General features: G+C 45.6%; 17 protein-coding genes. 16 read left to right on the forward strand and 1 reads right to left on the reverse strand.

What is annotated here, in order from left to right; translation table 11 throughout:
* Positions 1-156: 156 nt before the first annotated feature.
* Positions 157-1,776: a YifB family Mg chelatase-like AAA ATPase gene (locus ACYCS5_RS24530; protein WP_029516980.1), complete on the forward strand. Its 1,620-nt coding sequence runs from the start codon at positions 157-159 to the stop codon at positions 1,774-1,776.
* A gap of 279 nt (positions 1,777-2,055) precedes the next feature.
* On the opposite strand, the gene ACYCS5_RS24535 is transcribed toward ACYCS5_RS24530, so the two are convergent.
* Entirely contained in the window at positions 2,056-2,484 is a 429-nt protein-coding gene (locus ACYCS5_RS24535) for an organic hydroperoxide resistance protein (RefSeq protein ID WP_459760254.1), read from the reverse strand.
* Positions 2,485-2,631: 147 nt separating this feature from the next.
* Between ACYCS5_RS24535 and ACYCS5_RS24540 the strand changes: the two genes are divergently transcribed.
* The 15 genes from ACYCS5_RS24540 (at position 2,632) to fliI (ending at position 19,024) form a co-directional block, all read left to right on the forward strand.
* Positions 2,632-3,102, forward strand: a complete 471-nt coding sequence (locus ACYCS5_RS24540; protein ID WP_209948035.1) for a MarR family winged helix-turn-helix transcriptional regulator — start codon at positions 2,632-2,634, stop codon at positions 3,100-3,102.
* A gap of 336 nt (positions 3,103-3,438) precedes the next feature.
* Positions 3,439-4,599 (forward strand): ADP-forming succinate--CoA ligase subunit beta, encoded by a 1,161-nt coding sequence (gene sucC, locus ACYCS5_RS24545; RefSeq protein ID WP_307349804.1) that lies wholly within the window; start codon positions 3,439-3,441, stop codon positions 4,597-4,599.
* 49 nt (positions 4,600-4,648) lie between these two features.
* Positions 4,649-5,578: a succinate--CoA ligase subunit alpha gene (gene sucD, locus ACYCS5_RS24550; RefSeq protein WP_459760255.1), complete on the forward strand. Its 930-nt coding sequence runs from the start codon at positions 4,649-4,651 to the stop codon at positions 5,576-5,578.
* Positions 5,579-5,804: 226 nt separating this feature from the next.
* Complete coding sequence (gene dprA, locus ACYCS5_RS24555; RefSeq protein WP_029516984.1) at positions 5,805-6,923, forward strand: DNA-processing protein DprA; 1,119 nt, start codon at positions 5,805-5,807, stop codon at positions 6,921-6,923.
* 212 nt (positions 6,924-7,135) lie between these two features.
* A complete protein-coding gene (gene topA, locus ACYCS5_RS24560; protein ID WP_459760256.1) occupies positions 7,136-9,238 on the forward strand; it encodes a type I DNA topoisomerase in 2,103 nt (700 codons plus the stop codon).
* A gap of 27 nt (positions 9,239-9,265) precedes the next feature.
* Positions 9,266-10,606 (forward strand): FADH(2)-oxidizing methylenetetrahydrofolate--tRNA-(uracil(54)-C(5))-methyltransferase TrmFO, encoded by a 1,341-nt coding sequence (trmFO, locus tag ACYCS5_RS24565; RefSeq protein WP_039274718.1) that lies wholly within the window; start codon positions 9,266-9,268, stop codon positions 10,604-10,606.
* A 26-nt stretch (positions 10,607-10,632) separates the two neighbouring features.
* Positions 10,633-11,175, forward strand: a complete 543-nt coding sequence (gene hslV, locus ACYCS5_RS24570; protein ID WP_013309881.1) for an ATP-dependent protease subunit HslV — start codon at positions 10,633-10,635, stop codon at positions 11,173-11,175.
* A gap of 36 nt (positions 11,176-11,211) precedes the next feature.
* The gene (hslU, locus tag ACYCS5_RS24575) at positions 11,212-12,612 is read left to right on the forward strand and encodes an ATP-dependent protease ATPase subunit HslU (RefSeq protein WP_029516987.1); all 1,401 of its coding nucleotides are present in this window, start codon (positions 11,212-11,214) and stop codon (positions 12,610-12,612) included.
* 409 nt (positions 12,613-13,021) lie between these two features.
* Positions 13,022-13,429: a flagellar basal body rod protein FlgB gene (gene flgB, locus ACYCS5_RS24580; RefSeq protein WP_013309883.1), complete on the forward strand. Its 408-nt coding sequence runs from the start codon at positions 13,022-13,024 to the stop codon at positions 13,427-13,429.
* A gap of 6 nt (positions 13,430-13,435) precedes the next feature.
* Complete coding sequence (gene flgC / locus ACYCS5_RS24585) at positions 13,436-13,888, forward strand: flagellar basal body rod protein FlgC (RefSeq protein WP_029516988.1); 453 nt, start codon at positions 13,436-13,438, stop codon at positions 13,886-13,888.
* Between the two features lie 39 nt (positions 13,889-13,927).
* Entirely contained in the window at positions 13,928-14,242 is a 315-nt protein-coding gene (gene fliE / locus ACYCS5_RS24590; RefSeq protein WP_029516989.1) for a flagellar hook-basal body complex protein FliE, read from the forward strand.
* 35 nt (positions 14,243-14,277) lie between these two features.
* Complete coding sequence (gene fliF, locus ACYCS5_RS24595) at positions 14,278-15,861, forward strand: flagellar basal-body MS-ring/collar protein FliF (RefSeq protein WP_013309886.1); 1,584 nt, start codon at positions 14,278-14,280, stop codon at positions 15,859-15,861.
* A gap of 74 nt (positions 15,862-15,935) precedes the next feature.
* Positions 15,936-16,889, forward strand: coding sequence for a flagellar motor switch protein FliG (gene fliG / locus ACYCS5_RS24600; RefSeq protein ID WP_419179377.1), 954 nt, complete (start codon positions 15,936-15,938; stop codon positions 16,887-16,889).
* Positions 16,882-17,718, forward strand: coding sequence for a FliH/SctL family protein (locus ACYCS5_RS24605; protein WP_165147604.1), 837 nt, complete (start codon positions 16,882-16,884; stop codon positions 17,716-17,718). Before fliG ends, ACYCS5_RS24605 begins: the two co-directional genes overlap by 8 nt.
* Entirely contained in the window at positions 17,705-19,024 is a 1,320-nt protein-coding gene (gene fliI / locus ACYCS5_RS24610) for a flagellar protein export ATPase FliI (protein WP_029516991.1), read from the forward strand. The genes ACYCS5_RS24605 and fliI overlap by 14 nt, the downstream gene beginning before the upstream one ends.
* The last annotated feature ends 4 nt before the right edge of the window (positions 19,025-19,028 follow it).

Consider the following 19,028-nt stretch of genomic DNA (forward strand, 5'->3'; position numbering starts at 1 on the left):
TGTTAGATAAGCTTAGTTGAGAATTTGAAATTAGGGTTGAGAGCTAAAATTAGAACATTATATTTGCAATAAATGAAAATTTGGAAGCACCTTTTTTCATATAGGCAATGATTCCCGAGAGGGACATTTCAATATGAGGAGAGGTGCTTTTTTGATATGTATGGAAAATTACATGGAGCTTGCCTATATGGGATAGATGGCGTTCTGATCGAAGTTGAGACTGATTTGTCCAATGGCTTGCCTCAGACCGCAATTATCGGATTGCCAGATTCAGCGATTCGAGAGGCAGTAGAGCGTGTGAGAGCAGCAATCAAAAACTGCGGTTTCAAATATCCGTCCCAGCGTGTCACGATTAACTTAGCTCCTGCAGATTTGCGTAAGGAAGGCTCATCTTTTGATCTTGCTATCGCTTTAGGCTTGCTGACAACCAGCGGACAGGTTGTTTTACCAGTAGGGGAACGAACGCTGTTTATTGGCGAGCTGGCACTGGATGGCAGCATTCGTCCTGTAAATGGGGTGTTGTCTATGGTTGATCTGGCCAAGCGAGAAGGATTCGATTCCGTGCTGCTTCCTCAAGAAAACGCAAGCGAGGCTCGTCTAATTGCGGATATACGTATTTACGCTATACGCCATCTGGTGGATCTTATCCCGGTTAATGAGCATGCACAAGGCACCCCGGACGGCCAAGTGACCAATCAAAATTGTACTGCCAGTAAACAAGTTATAATCCATTCCTATGACCATTTATCCCAAGCAGAGCATATAGCGTTGTGCGAGCAAGAGGAACTAGCCAGTAATATGGAGGATTACAGCGATGTGCTGGGTCAGCTACACGCCAAACGTGCGTTAGTTATTGCTGCAGCAGGAATGCATAATATTTTGCTTATGGGGCCGCCGGGTGCTGGAAAAACGATGCTCATCCGCAGATTGTCCTCTATCCTACCGCCTTTGACTGAAAAGGAGTCGCTAGAAGTGACCAAGGTATACAGCGCAGCAGGAAAATGGAAGGAGTCATCGCCCCATCTCATGCATGTTCGTCCCTTCCGTTCGCCTCATCATACGATCTCTGCTGCTGGATTGGTAGGCGGAGGAGGCATACCCAAACCAGGAGAAATCAGTCTTGCACACCGAGGGATTTTATTTCTGGATGAACTGCCTGAGTTTAGCCGTCATGTACTAGAAGTACTGCGGCAGCCTCTGGAAGACCACCATGTTACAATCAGTCGTTCACGTGCAGTGTTTAAGTATCCGGCGCATTTTTTACTTGCAGCTTCTTTGAATCCGTGTCACTGTGGCTTTTTCGGCAATAACACGGAACATCAGCGCTGTACCTGTTCACCTGCAGCAGTCGCTCGATACCGCTCACGTATTTCCGGTCCATTGCTGGATCGAATTGATCTTCAGCTTGAGGTATCACAACCGAAGGATTGGCGGGAGGAAAAAGAATCACTGTCGTCTGCTGATATGAGAAAGCAGGTGTTGGCTGCTCGAGCAATACAAATCCGCAGATACAGCAAGCTTCCTTTTTCATGGAATAGTGAGCTGTCCGGTCAGCTGCTGCGTAAATATGCGGTATTAGAACAAAATGCAGCGGAGTTGCTTGACCAGACGATGGATGCACTTGGTTTAAGCATGCGTGCGTATGATCGAATTCTCAAGCTGTCCCGCACCATTGCAGACTTACATGAGTCAGAGAAAATTACGACTTCACATGTGGCTGAAGCTATTCAATACCGCCAGATGGATAGAGCAAATTCCAATTTTCCCGAAATGTAAAAAGGCGATAAAATTAGCAGATACAGCACGATCATTTTTATGAAAAAGTTTTTCCAAAGGGTATGTATACGAGAGAAAACGGAAATAAGGACAAAAAAAGCTCCAGGCAAAAAGACCTGGAGAAGCAAAAAAGATTATGACAATAGTGATTATACTATGAGTATATCAATTTCGTATATGCGATTATGCATCATCTCCCATGTTACTTGATGGAAAAACAACAAGCCCCTCGACCAATACGGTTCAGGGGCTTGTTGTGAAATTCATTCTAACTCTATGTTACAAAACGTTCAGCTTCACTTCAATATTACCGCGGGTAGCGCGGGAGTATGGACATTGTTCATGTGCGCCTTCCACCAGTTTTACCGCAGTTTCATGATCAACGCCTTTGACCAGAACGTCGAGGTTTACTCCGATTCCGAAGCCGCCGTCTTCGACTTTGCCAAAATGGACCGTAGCTGTGACTTCGGTACCTTCATGCTTAACACGTTGCATGCGGGCAACCATATTTAAGGCACTATCAAAGCAAGCGGAATAGCCTGCTGCGAACAATTGCTCTGGATTCGTACCAGCACCGCCTGCGCCGCCCATTTCTTTTGGGGTATCAATATCTAAACGAATTTCAGGGGAAGAAGACTCGATATAACCGTTACGTCCACCAACCGCTTTTACTGTTGTTTCATACATTTTTTGTTGAATGGTCATCATAATCCAATCACTGCCTCTCGCTTAACTTATATTTTACACAATTTAATTTATCAAAATAATTATTGTTTGTAAAGTATTTTATGCAATTAGAATGTACTTTGCTATATAATGTGCTAAAATAATGACGAAAGTAGGTGACTAGACAGTATGGAAAATAACTTCAATGAACACGCAGCGTTGAAACTTGATAATCAGTTATGCTTTGCCATATATGCATGCTCCAGAGAGATTACGAAGCTATACCAGCCTTATCTGGAAAAGCTCGGTGTGACGTACTCACAATATTTGGTGTTAATCGTGCTCTGGGAGCGTGAAGAGTGTACAGTGAAGGAATTAGGTGAGGCACTATATTTGGACTCCGGCACACTAACTCCGCTATTGAAGAGATTGCAGAACGCCGGGCTGATCGATCGAAAGCGTTCCACTCAGGATGAGCGTAAGGTGCTGATTTCTTTGACGACAGAGGGAATCGCATTACGGGAAAAAGCTCTGTCTGTACCTGGATGCATCCAGGAAAAAACAAGTATGACCCATGATCAATTTGGGTCGCTTCTGCTCCAATTCAATGATCTGCTCGATCGTGTTCATCAAGCGAATGTACAAATCGAAAAATCATAAGGTATTTTCAGTTGCTCTGCGAATCTTACGGCATGAGTTAATCTCCACTGAAAGAAAAAATACCTAATCGTGCTTGAAGAAATAAAGTGCCTCTTAATGCGGATTAGTAATCCCATATTGTAGAGGTGCTTTTTTTGTGTGAATTTGTATTATATATAATATCCAGTAATATCCAAACATTCGATTTTGGGAATGATAATGATATCAAAATACTGTAATTCATAAGGTTAAATTATAAGGAAAGCGTTTTAAAAACATGTTACAATGATGTAGGTTTAGTATAGATTTCCTTGTGAACCGCCCTTGTTGCAGTCATGTTGATAGGAGGATTCCAGAATGAATATCCATGAATATCAGGGTAAAGAAGTATTGAAACAGTACGGAGTGGCTGTACCGAACGGTAAGGTTGCCTATACGGTGGAGGAAGCCGTTGCTGCGGCAGAATCGCTTGGGAGCGCTGTTACGGTGGTAAAAGCACAAATTCATGCTGGTGGACGCGGTAAAGCGGGTGGCGTGAAAGTTGCCAAAGGTTTGGATGAAGTGCGGACTTTTGCTGCTGAAATTTTGGGTAAGGTGCTGGTGACGCATCAGACCGGACCTGAAGGTAAAGAGGTCAAACGCCTTTTGGTTGAGGAAGGCTGCGATATTCGTAAAGAATATTACGTCGGTGTTGTCGTAGATCGTGCGACTGGACGTATTGTAATGATGGCCTCAGAAGAAGGCGGTACGGAAATCGAAGAGGTGGCTGCAGCCACTCCGGAGAAGATTTTTAAAGCGGTTGTTGATCCAGCGATTGGGCTTCAGGTGTATCAGGCTCGTAAGTTGGCGTATGACATTAATATTCCTAATGAACTGGTAAACAAAGCGGTCAAGTTTATGCTGGCGCTATACGAAGCTTTTGTGGACAAGGACTGTTCGATTGCAGAAATCAATCCCTTAGTCGTTACGGGTGATGGGAATGTACTGGCGTTGGATGCCAAACTGAATTTTGATTCTAATGCGTTGTTCCGTCACAAGGATATTTTGGAATTGCGTGATTTGGATGAAGAGGATGAGAAGGAAATTGAGGCATCTAAATACGATCTAAGCTATATTGCCCTGGACGGAAATATTGGCTGTATGGTCAATGGTGCGGGTTTGGCAATGGCAACCATGGATATTATCAAATATTACGGTGGCGATCCGGCCAACTTCTTGGACGTGGGGGGCGGTGCGACGACGGAAAAGGTAACCGAAGCGTTCAAAATCATTTTGTCCGATCCGAAGGTAAAAGGTATTTTCGTGAACATTTTCGGCGGAATTATGCAGTGTGACATCATTGCGAACGGCGTCGTGGAGGCTGCCAAACAGTTGGGGCTGACTCGTCCGCTTGTTGTCCGTCTTGAAGGGACGAATGTTGGGCTCGGTAAACAGATTTTAGCGGAATCCGGTTTGAATATCGTGGCAGCCGATTCTATGGCGGATGGCGCCCAAAAAATCGTCGAACTTGTTCAATAGCCTGTTTGCATTCCGATATGCCGAATAAACGATAGGGGATGTGAAGATCGTGAGTATTTTGGTCGATAAGCATACAAAGGTGATTACACAGGGGATTACGGGAAAAACGGCGTTGTTTCATGCCAAGGGTGCACTTGATTACGGTACACAAATGGTAGGTGGCACCTCTCCAGGTAAGGGGGGCACCGAGGTAGAAATTACACTGGAGAACGGACAACAGGTCAAATTGCCAGTGTTTAACACAGTGAGCGAAGCCAAGGAAGCTACTGGCGCAACAGCGAGCGTGATTTACGTGCCACCGGCTTTTGCAGCAGATTCCATTTTGGAGGCTGTAGATGCGGATTTAGATCTCGTGATTTGTATCACGGAGGGCATTCCGGTGCTTGATATGATTAGGGTCAAACGTTTTATGGAAGGTAAAAAGACCGTTCTGATTGGCCCTAACTGTCCAGGTGTTATTACACCAGGAGAATGTAAAATCGGTATTATGCCAGGTTACATTCATCTACCAGGTCATGTAGGCGTTGTGTCACGTAGTGGCACTTTGACCTATGAAGCAGTGCATCAGTTAACGACCCGGGGTATAGGACAATCTTCCGCTGTTGGTATTGGCGGTGACCCCGTTAAAGGTTCGGAATTCATTGATATTTTGCAACGTTTCAATGAGGACCCCAACACTCACGCTGTCATTATGATTGGAGAAATTGGGGGTACAGCCGAGGAAGAGGCTGCTGAGTGGATCAAGGACAATATGATGAAGCCGGTGGTTGGCTTTATCGGCGGTGTGACTGCGCCTCCGGGCAAACGGATGGGGCATGCTGGTGCCATTATTTCTGGCGGAAAAGGAACGGCTAAAGAGAAAATCGCCACGCTTGAAGCCTGCGGGATCCAGGTGGCACCGACTCCTTCCGAAATGGGCTCGACACTGGTAAGTGTGCTGGAAGCACGTGGTATTTTGAATTTGTGCACGACACATTAAATCGTGTTCCTTCATTAATATACAGGCCATAAAACGCATCGAAATTTGCCGCAGGCTAGTGTATAATGAAAGAAAGGTAAGCAACCTTTTTATCTTCTGAAACAGGGGATGAAAAGGTTGCTTTTTTTGCGTTAAGACAGGCTTATCGGGGAAACGCTTGCAAAATGACTCATTGTGCCACAAAATAAGGGAGGGTTCACTCTTCCGTGAATGGGGGAACCATAGTTTGGAAGAAAGATGGCTTTTGTTAGGCTTACATGAGTTAGAGGGAATCGGAAGAAAAACAATCCAGCGTATTTGGTCGAGTGACTATCAATTGCATGAGCTACTGCATTTTAGCGAACAAAAATGGATTGAGATAGGGTTAAGCCCTGCTCAGGCACGCATTGCGGCCCAGTGTTACGATGAAGAATGGGTGCATGAACGATATCAGCGAGTCCAATCCGGTGATATTGGAACGGTAACTTATGTGGACGAGGATTATCCCCTATTAATGAAGGAAACAGTTGATCCACCCTGGGTAATGTATACAATAGGGGATAAATCACTTTTGCATACATGTTCTGTAGCCATGGTAGGAACTCGCGTTCCCACCGCTTATGGACGTAGAGCAGCGGAGATACTAACAGAGGGATTATGTAATGCAGGGATTACAATAGTTAGCGGATTGGCGAGAGGCATTGACAGTATTTGTCACGAAACAGCCCTGCGCCGGGGAGGAAACACGATTGGTGTACTGGGAACAGCGATCGATCAAATTTATCCTCCCCAAAATGCGTCTTTATTTGCAGAGCTGGCTAGCAAAGGCTTGATCGTATCAGAGTATCCTCCAGGCACAAGGTCGCATCCGGGAATGTTTCCACAACGTAATCGGATTATAGCCGGCCTAACGAAGGGAACGCTTGTCGTCGAAGCAGATGCAAGAAGCGGTTCCTTGATTACAGCTGATGCTGCGCTAGAGGCAAATCGAGATGTGTTTGCTGTTCCCGGACCCATTACGTCACCGAAGAGTAGAGGCACGCTGAGCTTGATTAAGCAAGGAGCCAAAACAGTCACTGAAGCTTCGGATATTATTGAGGAGTATGAAGCGGATTTGCGTACAAGGGAGGTTTCTTCATACAATAGAGAGCAGAGTCCTAATCTGAAGGAGGTCTCCAAATTGCCAGAAAGTGAGACTTCTGAGGAAAACCGTGTCATACTGTTGCTCGAACAGGGAACCATGACTCTGGATGAACTGCTTGATGCTACGGCATGGGATTTTGGACTTTTACACGCAGTTCTGTTATCGTTAATCATAAAAAAAAGGATCGCCCAGCTAGCGGGCACAAAATACAAGCTTATTTAGTAGTTGTTTTTGCAAAGTCCTTAGTAAATGCACAAATTCAATTTTAAACATCAGGTGGAGGGCAGTATGGCATTTATCCGCGCTGCGGATTCCTACTCCTTCCCCACTTCCTGAAATGTGTTGAATTTATAGCTCGTACTAACGAACTATAGCTCACCACATTTCAGGAAGTCTATCATACTCATGTGTGTAATTGAGAGGAGGAAGAGCCTATGGCGGATTCACTCGTCATCGTGGAATCGCCTTCCAAGGCGAAGACGATCGGCAAATACTTAGGCAGCAAATATATCGTCAAGGCTTCCATGGGTCATATCAGGGATTTACCGAAGAGTCAGATCGGCGTAGAGGTCGAAAATGATTTTAATCCCAAATACATTACCATTCGAGGTAAAGGCTCAATTCTAAAAGAATTAAAGGATGCCCGAAAAAAAGTAAAAAAAGTATATCTGGCGGCTGACCCGGATCGCGAAGGTGAAGCTATTGCCTGGCATCTAGCGCATGCGCTGGAACTGGACGATACGGCAGATTGCCGTGTTGTATTTAATGAAATTACAAAGCAGGCTGTCAAAGATGCTTTTAAAACACCCCGTAAAATCAATATGGATTTGGTCAATGCTCAACAGGCACGACGGATACTGGATCGACTTGTAGGCTACAAAATCAGCCCGTTGCTCTGGAAAAAGGTGAAAAAGGGCCTATCCGCTGGGCGTGTGCAGTCGGTTGCGGTGAAAATTATCCTGGACCGGGAAAACGAGATCAGTGAGTTTGTACCGGAAGAGTACTGGACGATTACAGCTAAACTAGCTATTAAAGACAGCACCTTTGAAGCGAAATTTCATAAGCTGCGCGGTGAAAAGAAAGAACTCTCCAGCGAATCGGATGTACAAGAAGTGTTGGAAGCTATCGGAAAATCGTCTTACAAGGTGCGCGATGTGAAAGAGAAAGAGCGTTTACGCAATCCTTCTCCTCCATTCACAACAAGTTCCTTGCAGCAGGAGGCGGCTCGGAAGCTCAACTTCCGTGCTTCTAAAACGATGTCTGTAGCTCAGCAGCTATATGAGGGTGTGGATTTAGGTAAAGAAGGGACCGTGGGTCTAATTACGTATATGCGTACGGATTCCACACGGATCGCCGCTTCAGCTCAAGAGGAAGCGAAAGAATTAATTATTCAAAAATATGGCGAAGCTTTTGTACCTGAAACTCCTCGTCAATATTCAAAAAAAGCGGCCAACGCCCAAGATGCGCATGAAGCGATTCGCCCAACCTCTGCGTTACGCGAACCGGAAACAGTTAAACCGTTTATGAGTCGGGATCAGTTCCGTTTGTACAAATTGGTATGGGAACGTTTTATGGCCAGCCAGATGGCTTCTGCTATTATGGATACTTTGTCCGTAGATATTGAAGCGGGTGAGACGATATTCCGGGCAGCAGGTTCGAAGGTTCGTTTTCCAGGTTTCATGAAAGTGTATGTAGAGGGAAATGACGACGGTAAAACCGAAGAAGATAAACTGCTGCCACCACTTCAACCAGGCGATAAATTAAAAAAAGAAGCAGTTGAGCCGAAGCAGCATTTTACACAACCGCCTCCCCGTTATACGGAAGCGCGACTTGTTAAGACGCTGGAAGAACTGGGTATAGGACGTCCAAGTACGTATGCGCCGACGCTGGAAACCATTCAGAAACGTGGGTACGTTGCTATTGAAGAGAAGAAGTTTTTCCCTACAGAGCTGGGCGAATTGGTCATCGAACAGATGGAGGAGTTCTTTCCAGAGATTTTGAATGTGGAGTTTACAGCTCATATGGAAGGTGATCTTGACCATGTCGAAGAAGGCGAAGGTAATTGGGTCAAGGTGTTGAGTGACTTTTACGAGTCATTCGAGAAGCGACTTGAAGTGGCTGAAGAAGAAATGAAAGAAATTGAAATAAAAGATGAAGTATCCGATGTCATTTGTGATAAGTGTGGCAGCCAAATGGTCTATAAGCTTGGCCGATTTGGTAAATTCCTGGCCTGTTCTGCTTTTCCAGATTGCCGTAACACAAAGCCAATTGTTAAGGATATCGGGATTAATTGTCCTACATGCGGTGAGGGACATGTTGTCGAACGACGAAGTAAAAAGGGACGTATCTTTTACGGATGTGACCGCTACCCGGAATGTGATTTTGTATCCTGGGATAAACCGTCCATTAAGCCTTGCCCAAGTTGCAGTAGCCTAATGGTTGAAAAACGTACGAAACAAGGAACGAAGCTCAACTGTACTGTCTGCGATCACAGCGAAATGCTGGAAGAGAGCGATGAGAGTGTAGAGACTTCTTAAGAACAACATTAGCAGGGGGATTTAAACGTGAGTGAACTACAAAAGGTAACGGTCATCGGAGCAGGCTTGGCGGGCAGCGAAGCTGCCTGGCAAATTGCAAGCCGTGGAGTGCCAGTCAAGTTATATGAAATGAGGCCGGTTGTAAAAACACCAGCACATCATACAGATAAATTTGCCGAACTGGTATGCAGTAATTCCTTGAGGGCAAACGGCCTAACGAATGCAGTAGGCGTACTGAAGGAAGAGATGAGAATACTGAACTCCTTGATTCTGAGCGCAGCAGATCGTCATGCTGTTCCGGCTGGCGGTGCATTGGCAGTAGATCGTGACGGATTTTCCGGTCATATTACTGATACGCTTCATCAACATCCTTTGATCGAGGTTGTTAATGAAGAGCTTCAGGAAATCCCACAGGACGGTATTGTGGTTATTGCGACGGGGCCTTTAACTTCTCCAGCTTTGTCGGAACAGATTAAATCACTGATGGGAGAGGAGTATTTTTATTTTTACGATGCGGCGGCCCCGATTGTGGAAAAGGACTCTATCGACATGAGCAAGGTTTATCTGGCTTCCCGTTATGATAAGGGAGAAGCAGCGTACTTGAATTGTCCGATGAACGAAGCGGAATTTGATGCTTTTTATGAGGCTCTGATTACGGCTGAGGTAGCGCAAGTCAAGGAATTCGAAAAAGAAATTTATTTTGAAGGCTGTATGCCCATCGAAGTGATGATGCAACGTGGGAAACAAACGGCATTGTTCGGACCTATGAAACCTGTGGGTCTCGTAAATCCGCATACAGGTGAACTGCCTCACGCAGTTGTTCAGCTTCGGCAGGACAACGCTGCAGGAACGCTGTATAATCTGGTTGGTTTCCAGACTCACCTCAAATGGGGGGAGCAAAAGCGTGTATTTTCAATGATTCCGGGTCTTGAAGAGGCAGAGTTTGTACGTTATGGTGTGATGCATCGCAATACCTTTATTAATTCACCGCAGCAACTTCATCCAACCTATCAGTTCAAGGGAAGAAGTAATCTATTCTTCGCCGGACAAATGACCGGTGTAGAGGGATATGTGGAGTCGGCAGCTTCTGGTCTGCTGGCCGGGATGAATGCGGCACGAGCAGCACGTGGACAGGAAATGTTTGTATTTCCTGCAGAAACGACATTAGGCAGCATGGCGCGGTATATTACGACCGCTGATTTTAAACATTTTCAACCGATGAATGCAAACTTTGGTTTGCTTCCAAAGTTGGAAAAACGGATTCGTAACAAAAAGGAAAAGAATGAAGCTCTCGCTAGTCGCGCGTTGGAAAGTTTGCGCGGTTATATCAATGAAACGGGAGTTATATCAGCTGAAGTACAGGCATAGGGATGAAGGAAAAGGAGGAGCGCGTTATGGATATGTCCTTTCATGCTACCACCATCTGCGCTGTACGCCACAATGGCAAAGGAGCTATTGCGGGTGATGGACAGGTAACGTTCGGTAACAGTGTTGTAATGAAGCAGACGGCAAAAAAAGTACGCAGATTGTATCGTGGTCAGGTCGTTGCAGGATTTGCGGGTTCGGTGGCCGATGCTATCACGTTATTTGAAAAGTTTGAAAATAAGCTAGAGGAACACCACGGAAATCTTCAAAGAGCAGCCGTGGAACTGGCCAAGGACTGGCGTCAGGATCGTATCCTGCGTAAACTGGAAGCGCTTATGATTGTGATGGACTCTTCCGGGATGCTGCTCATTTCTGGAGGCGGCGAAATTATCGAGCCGGATGATGATGTGCTTGCCATTGGCTCAGGTGGCAATTTTGCATTGGCTGCTGCCCGCGCTTTCAAACGCCATGGCTCTGGCATGGAAGCAAAGGACATGGCACGGGAAGCGCTAGAGGTTGCTTCGGAAATATGTGTGTATACGAACAATCAGATTATCGTGGAAGAACTGTAAATCGGCTCTGAGTATTCAAGGGTGGAGGAGTGCAAAATGAATAATCAATCGTTGACGCCCAGACAAGTGGTATCCGAGCTGGATAAGTATATTGTCGGACAAAAGGAAGCAAAAAAATCTGTTGCTGTTGCCTTGCGCAACCGCTATCGGCGTAGCAAGCTGCCGGATGACATACGGGATGAAATTGTGCCTAAAAATATTTTGATGATCGGACCGACTGGTGTGGGTAAAACTGAAATTGCACGTAGACTTGCACGGCTCGTGGGGGCTCCTTTTGTCAAGGTAGAGGCGACCAAATTTACAGAAGTAGGTTACGTCGGTCGTGATGTGGAATCCATGGTGCGTGATCTGATGGAAACCTCCATTCGCATCGTCAAGTCGGAACGAACAGAGAATGTGAAGGACAAAGCGGAGGACATGGCAAATGAACGGATTGTCAGCATCCTTGTACCTGCAGAAAAGTCAAACAAATCGCAACGTAATCCCTTTGAAATGCTGTTTGGCAATAACACGGGAACTTCGGTAGAAGAAGAACCACCACAACAGGATGGATCTTTGGCAGAAAAGCGCCGTAAGGTTAAATTCGATCTGTTGTCCGGTAAGCTTGAGGATGATGTCATAGAGATTGATGTGGAGGATACAGCACCCAATATGCTCGATATGTTTGCTGGGCAAGGGAATGAACAAATGGGTATGAATATGCAGGAGATGTTCGGAAGTTTTCTGCCCAAGCGGACGAAGAAGCGCAAGCTGCCAGTCAAGGAAGCTCGCAAGGTGTTGATTCAAGATGAAGCCGCCAAATTGATCGATATGGACGATGTGATTCAGGAGTCTGTGAAGCGTGCTGAGCAATCGGGTATTATTTTTATCGATGAAATAGATAAGATTGCCAGCCAGGGTAAGGGGAGTGGCCCCGATGTGTCGAGAGAAGGCGTCCAGCGCGATATTTTACCTATTGTCGAGGGATCTACCATCATGACCAAATACGGTCCGGTAAGAACAGATTACATTCTATTTATTGCTGCAGGAGCTTTTCATGTTGCAAAACCATCTGACCTGATCCCTGAGCTTCAGGGCCGTTTTCCAATCCGTGTGGAATTAAGTAGCCTGACTTTGGATGAGTTTGTGTCGATACTGACGGAGCCTAAAAATGCGCTGACCAAGCAATACACTGATCTACTCCGTACCGAGGAGATTGAAGTCGAATTTTCTGCGGAAGCGATTCGTGAGATTGCCAGTATTGCTGAGTCTGTAAATCGCAACACCGAAAATATTGGCGCACGTCGTTTGCATACCATTCTAGAAAAGCTGCTGGAGGATCTGTCGTTTGAAGCACCAGAGCTTACATTGGATCGTATGATCATTACCCCGGAATATGTACGTGAGAAGCTGGGAGATATTGCCCAAAACAGGGACCTTAGTCAGTATATTTTATGAATAGGGTTTTCTAAAAATAGGGTGTGTGGTCCAGAATAACACTATCTTGCACCGTCATTTAGACCTAGATAATGGTCAAGTTGATGATTTTTCTGTCTATTCCAAAAGTAGGACGTATAATCTTTTACAGGTGTAAAGTGCTAAGAAAACATTCATTTTCTTGAAAAAAACCTGAAAAATTTAACAATTTATGCATCTAAAGCCCTCTTTTTTTAAAAAGATAGGGCTTTTTTCTTATTGTAATTAGGTCCCAACTCTACGAAACTTAGAATATATGACAGAAAGTTATTATTTTCTACTTAAGACCTAAAAGAAATGTATAATTATGAAATTTTATTGTCGAAAAAAAGTGAAAAATCTTGTTTTATTGAATCTTACTTTGGAGTAGACGCTGGGAGGGAGGAGCTAAATGAATCTGCTGGGTGATATGAGCTTTCAAAAGCTTCAGGCAGGTGTACAGGCGGCAAATACGAGACAACGTGTGATGGCTGACAATATTTCCAATGCGGATACCCCGTATTTTAAGCGTTCGGAGGTTTCATTTGAAGAACTGCTTCAGCAGCAAATGGACGGGGATGTCACACCACTACGTGGAAAAGTAACCAATTCAAGACATTTTCAAATAGGACCTGTGAACTCCATTCCAGATGCCACGGTCACCAAAGATGGGTACTCAGTCATGAATAACAATATGAACAACGTAGATATCGACAGAGAAATGAGTCTTATGGCTGAAAATCAACTAAGATATAATACCTACATCCAAGAAATTAATGAGCGCATCAAGATGATGAGAACAGCGGTAGAAGGGAGATAGGAATAGGTGAAGATTAACAACGGCTTTGATATTAGTGCGTCTGCTCTTACTGCCCAACGGTTGCGGATGGACGTTATATCTAGCAACATTGCCAACGCAGAGACAACTCGGGCGAAAGTAGAGAATGGACAAGCAGTTCCATATCGGAGAAAAACGGTTGTTTTGGAGCCGAACCAATCTGGCTTTGCCGATGTTTTGAAGGCTCAAATGGAAGGAAGTAGAACTAGCGCTGCTGGCGTTAAGGTTTCGCAAATTCAGGAAGATCAGTCACCTTTGAAGCCTGTGTACAATCCGGGTCACCCGGATGCTGATAAAGATGGCTATGTATATATGCCTAATGTAGACATTATGAAAGAAATGGTCGACATGATTTCCGCAACACGCTCATACGAAGCCAATGTAACAGCTCTGAATGCATCAAAGGCTATGGTTTCCAAAGCGCTTGAAATCGGTCGCTAAGCTCTAGGACTACTAATTACTTAATAGGGAGAGTAAAACATGATTCAGAACGCCATGTTTAATGTACAGACACCGGTAATACAGCAGATTCAATCGCCTAACAATGAGTTGGCGAAAGCGACGCCTTCCGAATCCTTGAAGGACTTTGGTTCCTTCCTAAAGGATGCTCTCAATGAAGTAGGGCAGCAGGAAGCCGCTACGCACCAGATGTCCGACCAATTCATGGCAGGCAAAGTTGATGTAGATCAGGTCATGATCACTTCCCAACAAGCGCTGCTTTCCCTGCAGCTTACTACACAGGTCCGAAACAAAGCGATCGAAGCCTATCAGGAGATCATGCGTACACAGATGTAAAGAGGGTTTAGCAAAGTTTCGGATGGGGTGACGGAGTGAACGAGAGAATCGCCCAATATCGGGATAAGATTTCCGGGTATTGGAATAATTTTAGCAAAAAACAGAAGATATTACTTGTTTCGACATTAGCATTCATCATTATCGCTGTTGTAGTGCTAACGATGCAGTTTACCAAAACCGAGTATGAAGTGGCTTTCCGAGATTTAAATGCTAACGATGCTGCCGGAGTCATTAAATATCTCGATTCTGCGGGTATACCGTATCAACTTAATGCTGGTGGGACACAAATCTCAGTCCCAACCGCTAATGCGGATAAGGCGAAGGTAGATGTTGGGTCTCAAGGCCTGATTCAGAAGGGTTCAATCGGCATGAGCGCTTTTGACCAGTCCTCCTCTGCCATTGGCATGACGGAGAACGAGTTCAATGTGAAGTACAATAATGCATTGAACGGCGAAATACAGCAACTGTTGGAACGGATGGATGGTGTCCAAAGCTCCAAAGCTGTCATTAATATGCCAAAGGAAAACATTTTTGCCGGACTTGAGGAAAAGGACAAAGCCTCCGCTTCGATTCAAATGGAATTCGAGCCTGGCTTTACTCCAAATCAGCAGGCGATCGATGGATACTTTAATCTGGTAAAAACGGCAGTACCGAATCTTCCAGTGGAAAACATTACGATCACTAATAAGGAATATGAGTTGATTCCAACGGCCAAGGGCGGCCAAGGTGGGCTCACTAGTGGTGTTCAAGAAAACATGGCTCTACAGAAGAAGTTTGAGAGCGATGTAAGGAATAATGTTCAACAATTTTTGTCGAAAATTGTTGGAGACGACAAGGTAAATGTACTTGTGATGTCCCAGCTAAATTTCGACAAAGTAACATCAAAGGAACAAATGGTCACACCTGTTGACCAAACGAAAATGAAGGGTATTGAAATTAGCGCCCAACAAATTCAGGAAAGCTATACAGGTAGTAGTGGACAAACCGGAGGAGTTGCAGGAACAGGAACACAGGATGTTCCGGGCTACCCCGGAGGAGCTAATTCCGGCAATACCAGCTCAGATAAGAGCTCAAGTACGATTAACTACGAAGTTAACCGAATTGCAAGGGATATTATCCAAAGTCCGTATACTGTAAAAGATTTAACCATTAATGTAGCAGTTGAACCACCAACAGGTCAGCAAACGTTGGATACTGCAACTCAGACAGCAATTCAAAATATTTTGGTTAATATCGTAAGAGCGTCGTTGGCGAATTCTGGTACTACAATTACAGACGCTGATTTGGCTAAGAAGGTTTCGGTGTTCTCACAAGCAGTTCCGGCGCCTGCGAGCACAAATACATTCTTCTCAGCTTCCAACCCTTGGCTATGGGGCATCGGAGCTGCTGTTCTGGCACTGCTGGCGGGTGTAATCTTCCTCATCGTACGCGGTCGTCGTAAGCAGGAAGAAGAGTTGGATGAAGAATTGCAACTTATGCCAACGCCGACGGAGTTCCCGTCTATTACCATGGAAAGTGTGACAAATGAAAGTCAAGTGCGTAAACAGCTTGAAAGTCTGGCGAAAAAGAAACCCGACGAATTCGTCAATCTGCTTCGTACATGGCTGGCTGACGAATAGAGGTGAGTTCATTGGCAAAGGCAAGCAGTCAAGGTTTAACGGGAAGACAGAAAGCAGCTATACTTCTGATCACAATGGGACCAGAGGTATCTGCTCAAATATTCAAGCATTTGCGTGATGAGGAGATCGAGCAACTTACATTGGAAATTGCCAATGTGCGGAAGGTCGATGCCATTGAGAAGGACTCCATCATGGCCGAGTTTCATCAAATTTGTTTGGCTCAGGAGTACATTTCCCAAGGCGGTATTAATTACGCTAAAGAAATATTGGAAAAAGCACTCGGATCGCAAAAAGCAGTTGAGGTCATTAACCGTCTAACAGCGACGTTACAGGTAAGACCCTTCGATTTTGCCCGCAAAGCTGATCCAAACCAGATATTGAATTTTATACAGAATGAGAATCCGCAAACGATTGCCCTCGTGCTTTCGTACTTGCAATTCGAGCAGGCGGCTGCAATTCTGTCGTCTCTGCCACAGGAAAAGCAGGCAGATGTGGCCCGGCGTGTCGCTGTCATGGACAGTACATCTCCGGAAGTTATTTCCCAGGTGGAACGAGTGTTGGAGCAAAAGCTGTCTGCAACCGCGACGCAGGATTATACGAATGCAGGTGGTATTGAGTCCATTGTTCAGATTTTGAATGGCGTAGACCGCGGAACCGAACGTACGATTCTCGACTCGCTTGAAATTCAAGATCCAGAACTGGCTGAGGAAATTAAGAAAAGAATGTTCGTGTTCGAGGATATCGTCAATGTGGACAACCGTTCCATTCAGCGCATTGTCCGCGATATCGACAATGCAGATTTGCAATTGGCGCTTAAAGTATCCAGTGAAGAAGTACGTGATGTGATTTTCCGAAATATGTCGAAACGTATGGCAGAAACCTTCAAAGAGGAAATGGAGTACATGGGACCGGTGCGGTTGCGTGATGTGGAAGAAGCACAGACACGTATCGTATCGACGATCCGCAGATTGGAAGAGGCCGGTGAGATTATAATCGCACGCGGCGGAGGAGATGACATCATTGTCTAACTTGATCAAATCTTTCCAATATATTCCTGTAGAGGCTTTGAAAACAATTGATGTGGCACATACGTATGCGCCAGAAACGACGGACGAAGAAATCACAACTGAATATACGGAGCCGGAGCCTCAGCGAGATCATGAGGCTGAACGGCTACGGGATGAAATGCTGAAAGATGCTAAGGATTTTGCCGAACGTCAGGTTCGCGAGGCAGCTGAAGAAGCGGAACGGATGCTTCAGGAGGCGCAGCAGCAGATTGAAGCCTGGTGGCAGGAGCGACGCGAGCATGACGATCAGCTGACTCAGTCGTTAAAGGCTGATGGGTTTCAGCAAGGATATGAAGAAGGTCAGAAGCTGGCTGAGGCCGAGCTTCAGACGAAATCAGAGCAGATGATGGAAGAAGCACAGGATATTCTACGTCAGGCCTATGAGATAAAGGAACAACTAATTCAGGAAGCTGAGCCTTTTCTGGTTGAACTGAGTAGTGCTATTGCTGAGAAGGTCATTGAGAAACAGCTTAGCCTTGAGCCGGACTACACAATTGAATTAATTCGTAAAAATTTGGCTCGTAAGCGGGAAAAAGGAACCATTACATTGTGTGTGTCGCCTCAGCATTTCGCATTTGTGCAAGGTGCACGAGAAGAATTGTCATTAACTGTCGATTCGCAGGCAGAACTGCAAATTATTCCTGATGGTACCGTGAAAGATCGCGGTTGTGTTATCCGTTCTTCTTTTGGGAGCGTGGATGCGCGGATTGATACGCAATTAGCTGAGATCAAAAAGGAACTACTGCGTCTGGCACATGAGAATGAGGAGCGAAGACATGAAGGGGCTTAATACGCAGCGCTACATGGATCATTTGCGCCAGCTGGACCCGGTTCGGGTAAATGGCAAGGTTACGCAGGTTATCGGCCTGATGGTTGAATCGGAAGGTCCAGATGCCAGTATCGGGGATGTTTGTTACATTTATCCGGGTAAAACGGCAAAGCCGTTGCAAGCGGAGGTTGTAGGCTTCAGGGACAATAAAGTGCTTCTAATGCCACTTGGAGAACTGCAATCCATTGGTCCCGGTTGTGATGTAGTAGGAACAGGGAAGCCGTTGAATGTGCAGGTCGGGTCGGAACTGTTAGGCAAGGTGCTGGACGGCTTGGGTCAGCCTCTGGATGGCTCATTGATTCCCTCGCGAATGGCGAGATATTCAACCTTCAATATTCCGTCCAATCCGCTGAATCGTCCGCGTGTGCAGGAACCAATCAGTATCGGGGTGCGCGCTATTGACGGGTTGCTTACTATCGGTAAAGGACAACGGGTTGGTATTTTTGCAGGTTCGGGTGTAGGTAAAAGTACCTTGATGGGAATGATTGCCCGTAATACGGAAGCTGATGTGAATGTAATCGCCTTGATCGGGGAACGTGGACGCGAGGTGCTGGACTTTATTGAACGGGATTTAGGTCCGGAGGGACTAGAACGTTCCGTGGTCATTGTGGCAACTTCCGACCAACCTGCGTTAATCCGTATTAAGGGTGCACTTATTGCAACGACGATCGCGGAATATTTTCGGGACCGCGGGTTGAATGTCATGCTGATGATGGATTCAGTTACCCGGTATGCGATGGCCCAACGTGAAGTCGGCCTAGCCGTAGGGGAGCCACCGGCAATGAGAGGGTACACACCTTCCGTGTTTGCTAGTCTACCTAAGCTTCTAGAACGTGCAGGGACAGGCCCTACTGGCTCCATAACCGCTTTCTATACGGTACTGGTCGATGGTGATGATATGAACGAGCCCATCGCGGATGCGGTGCGCGGGATTTTGGATGGACACATTGTCTTGAATCGTGGAATTGCGAACAAAGGACATTTTCCGGCAATCGATGTGTTAGCGAGTATTAGCCGGGTTATGAAGGATATCGCACCACGAGATCAGATAGACGCTGCCGAGAACATTAAGCGCTTGATGGCCATTTACAAAGATTCGGAGGACCTGATTAATATTGGGGCCTATCAGCAGGGTTCAAATGCAGAAATTGACGAATCCATGGAGCGTATACGGGATATATGGGATTTTACAAGACAAAGAACAGATGAAAAGGCTGAGCTGGACGAGGTAAGAGAGCGTTTGATTTCTGAATTTACGAGGAGATGAAGGT

This window comes from Paenibacillus sp. SEL3, from assembly GCF_054602585.1.

Excerpts from the sequence above, each read along its gene's own strand:
- topA (WP_459760256.1), top strand. The coding sequence starts at position 7,136 with ATGGCGGATTCACTCGTCATCGTGGAATCGCCTTCCAAGGCGAAGACG.
- fliE (WP_029516989.1), top strand. The coding sequence starts at position 13,928 with ATGATTCAGAACGCCATGTTTAATGTACAGACACCGGTAATACAGCAG.
- ACYCS5_RS24535 (WP_459760254.1), bottom strand. The coding sequence starts at position 2,484 with ATGATGACCATTCAACAAAAAATGTATGAAACAACAGTAAAAGCGGTT.
- ACYCS5_RS24530 (WP_029516980.1), top strand. The coding sequence starts at position 157 with ATGTATGGAAAATTACATGGAGCTTGCCTATATGGGATAGATGGCGTT.
- flgB (WP_013309883.1), top strand. The coding sequence starts at position 13,022 with ATGAATCTGCTGGGTGATATGAGCTTTCAAAAGCTTCAGGCAGGTGTA.
- hslV (WP_013309881.1), top strand. The coding sequence starts at position 10,633 with ATGGATATGTCCTTTCATGCTACCACCATCTGCGCTGTACGCCACAAT.
- ACYCS5_RS24540 (WP_209948035.1), top strand. The coding sequence starts at position 2,632 with ATGGAAAATAACTTCAATGAACACGCAGCGTTGAAACTTGATAATCAG.
- fliG (WP_419179377.1), top strand. The coding sequence starts at position 15,936 with ATGGGACCAGAGGTATCTGCTCAAATATTCAAGCATTTGCGTGATGAG.
- sucC (WP_307349804.1), top strand. The coding sequence starts at position 3,439 with ATGAATATCCATGAATATCAGGGTAAAGAAGTATTGAAACAGTACGGA.
- fliI (WP_029516991.1), top strand. The coding sequence starts at position 17,705 with ATGAAGGGGCTTAATACGCAGCGCTACATGGATCATTTGCGCCAGCTG.
- hslU (WP_029516987.1), top strand. The coding sequence starts at position 11,212 with ATGAATAATCAATCGTTGACGCCCAGACAAGTGGTATCCGAGCTGGAT.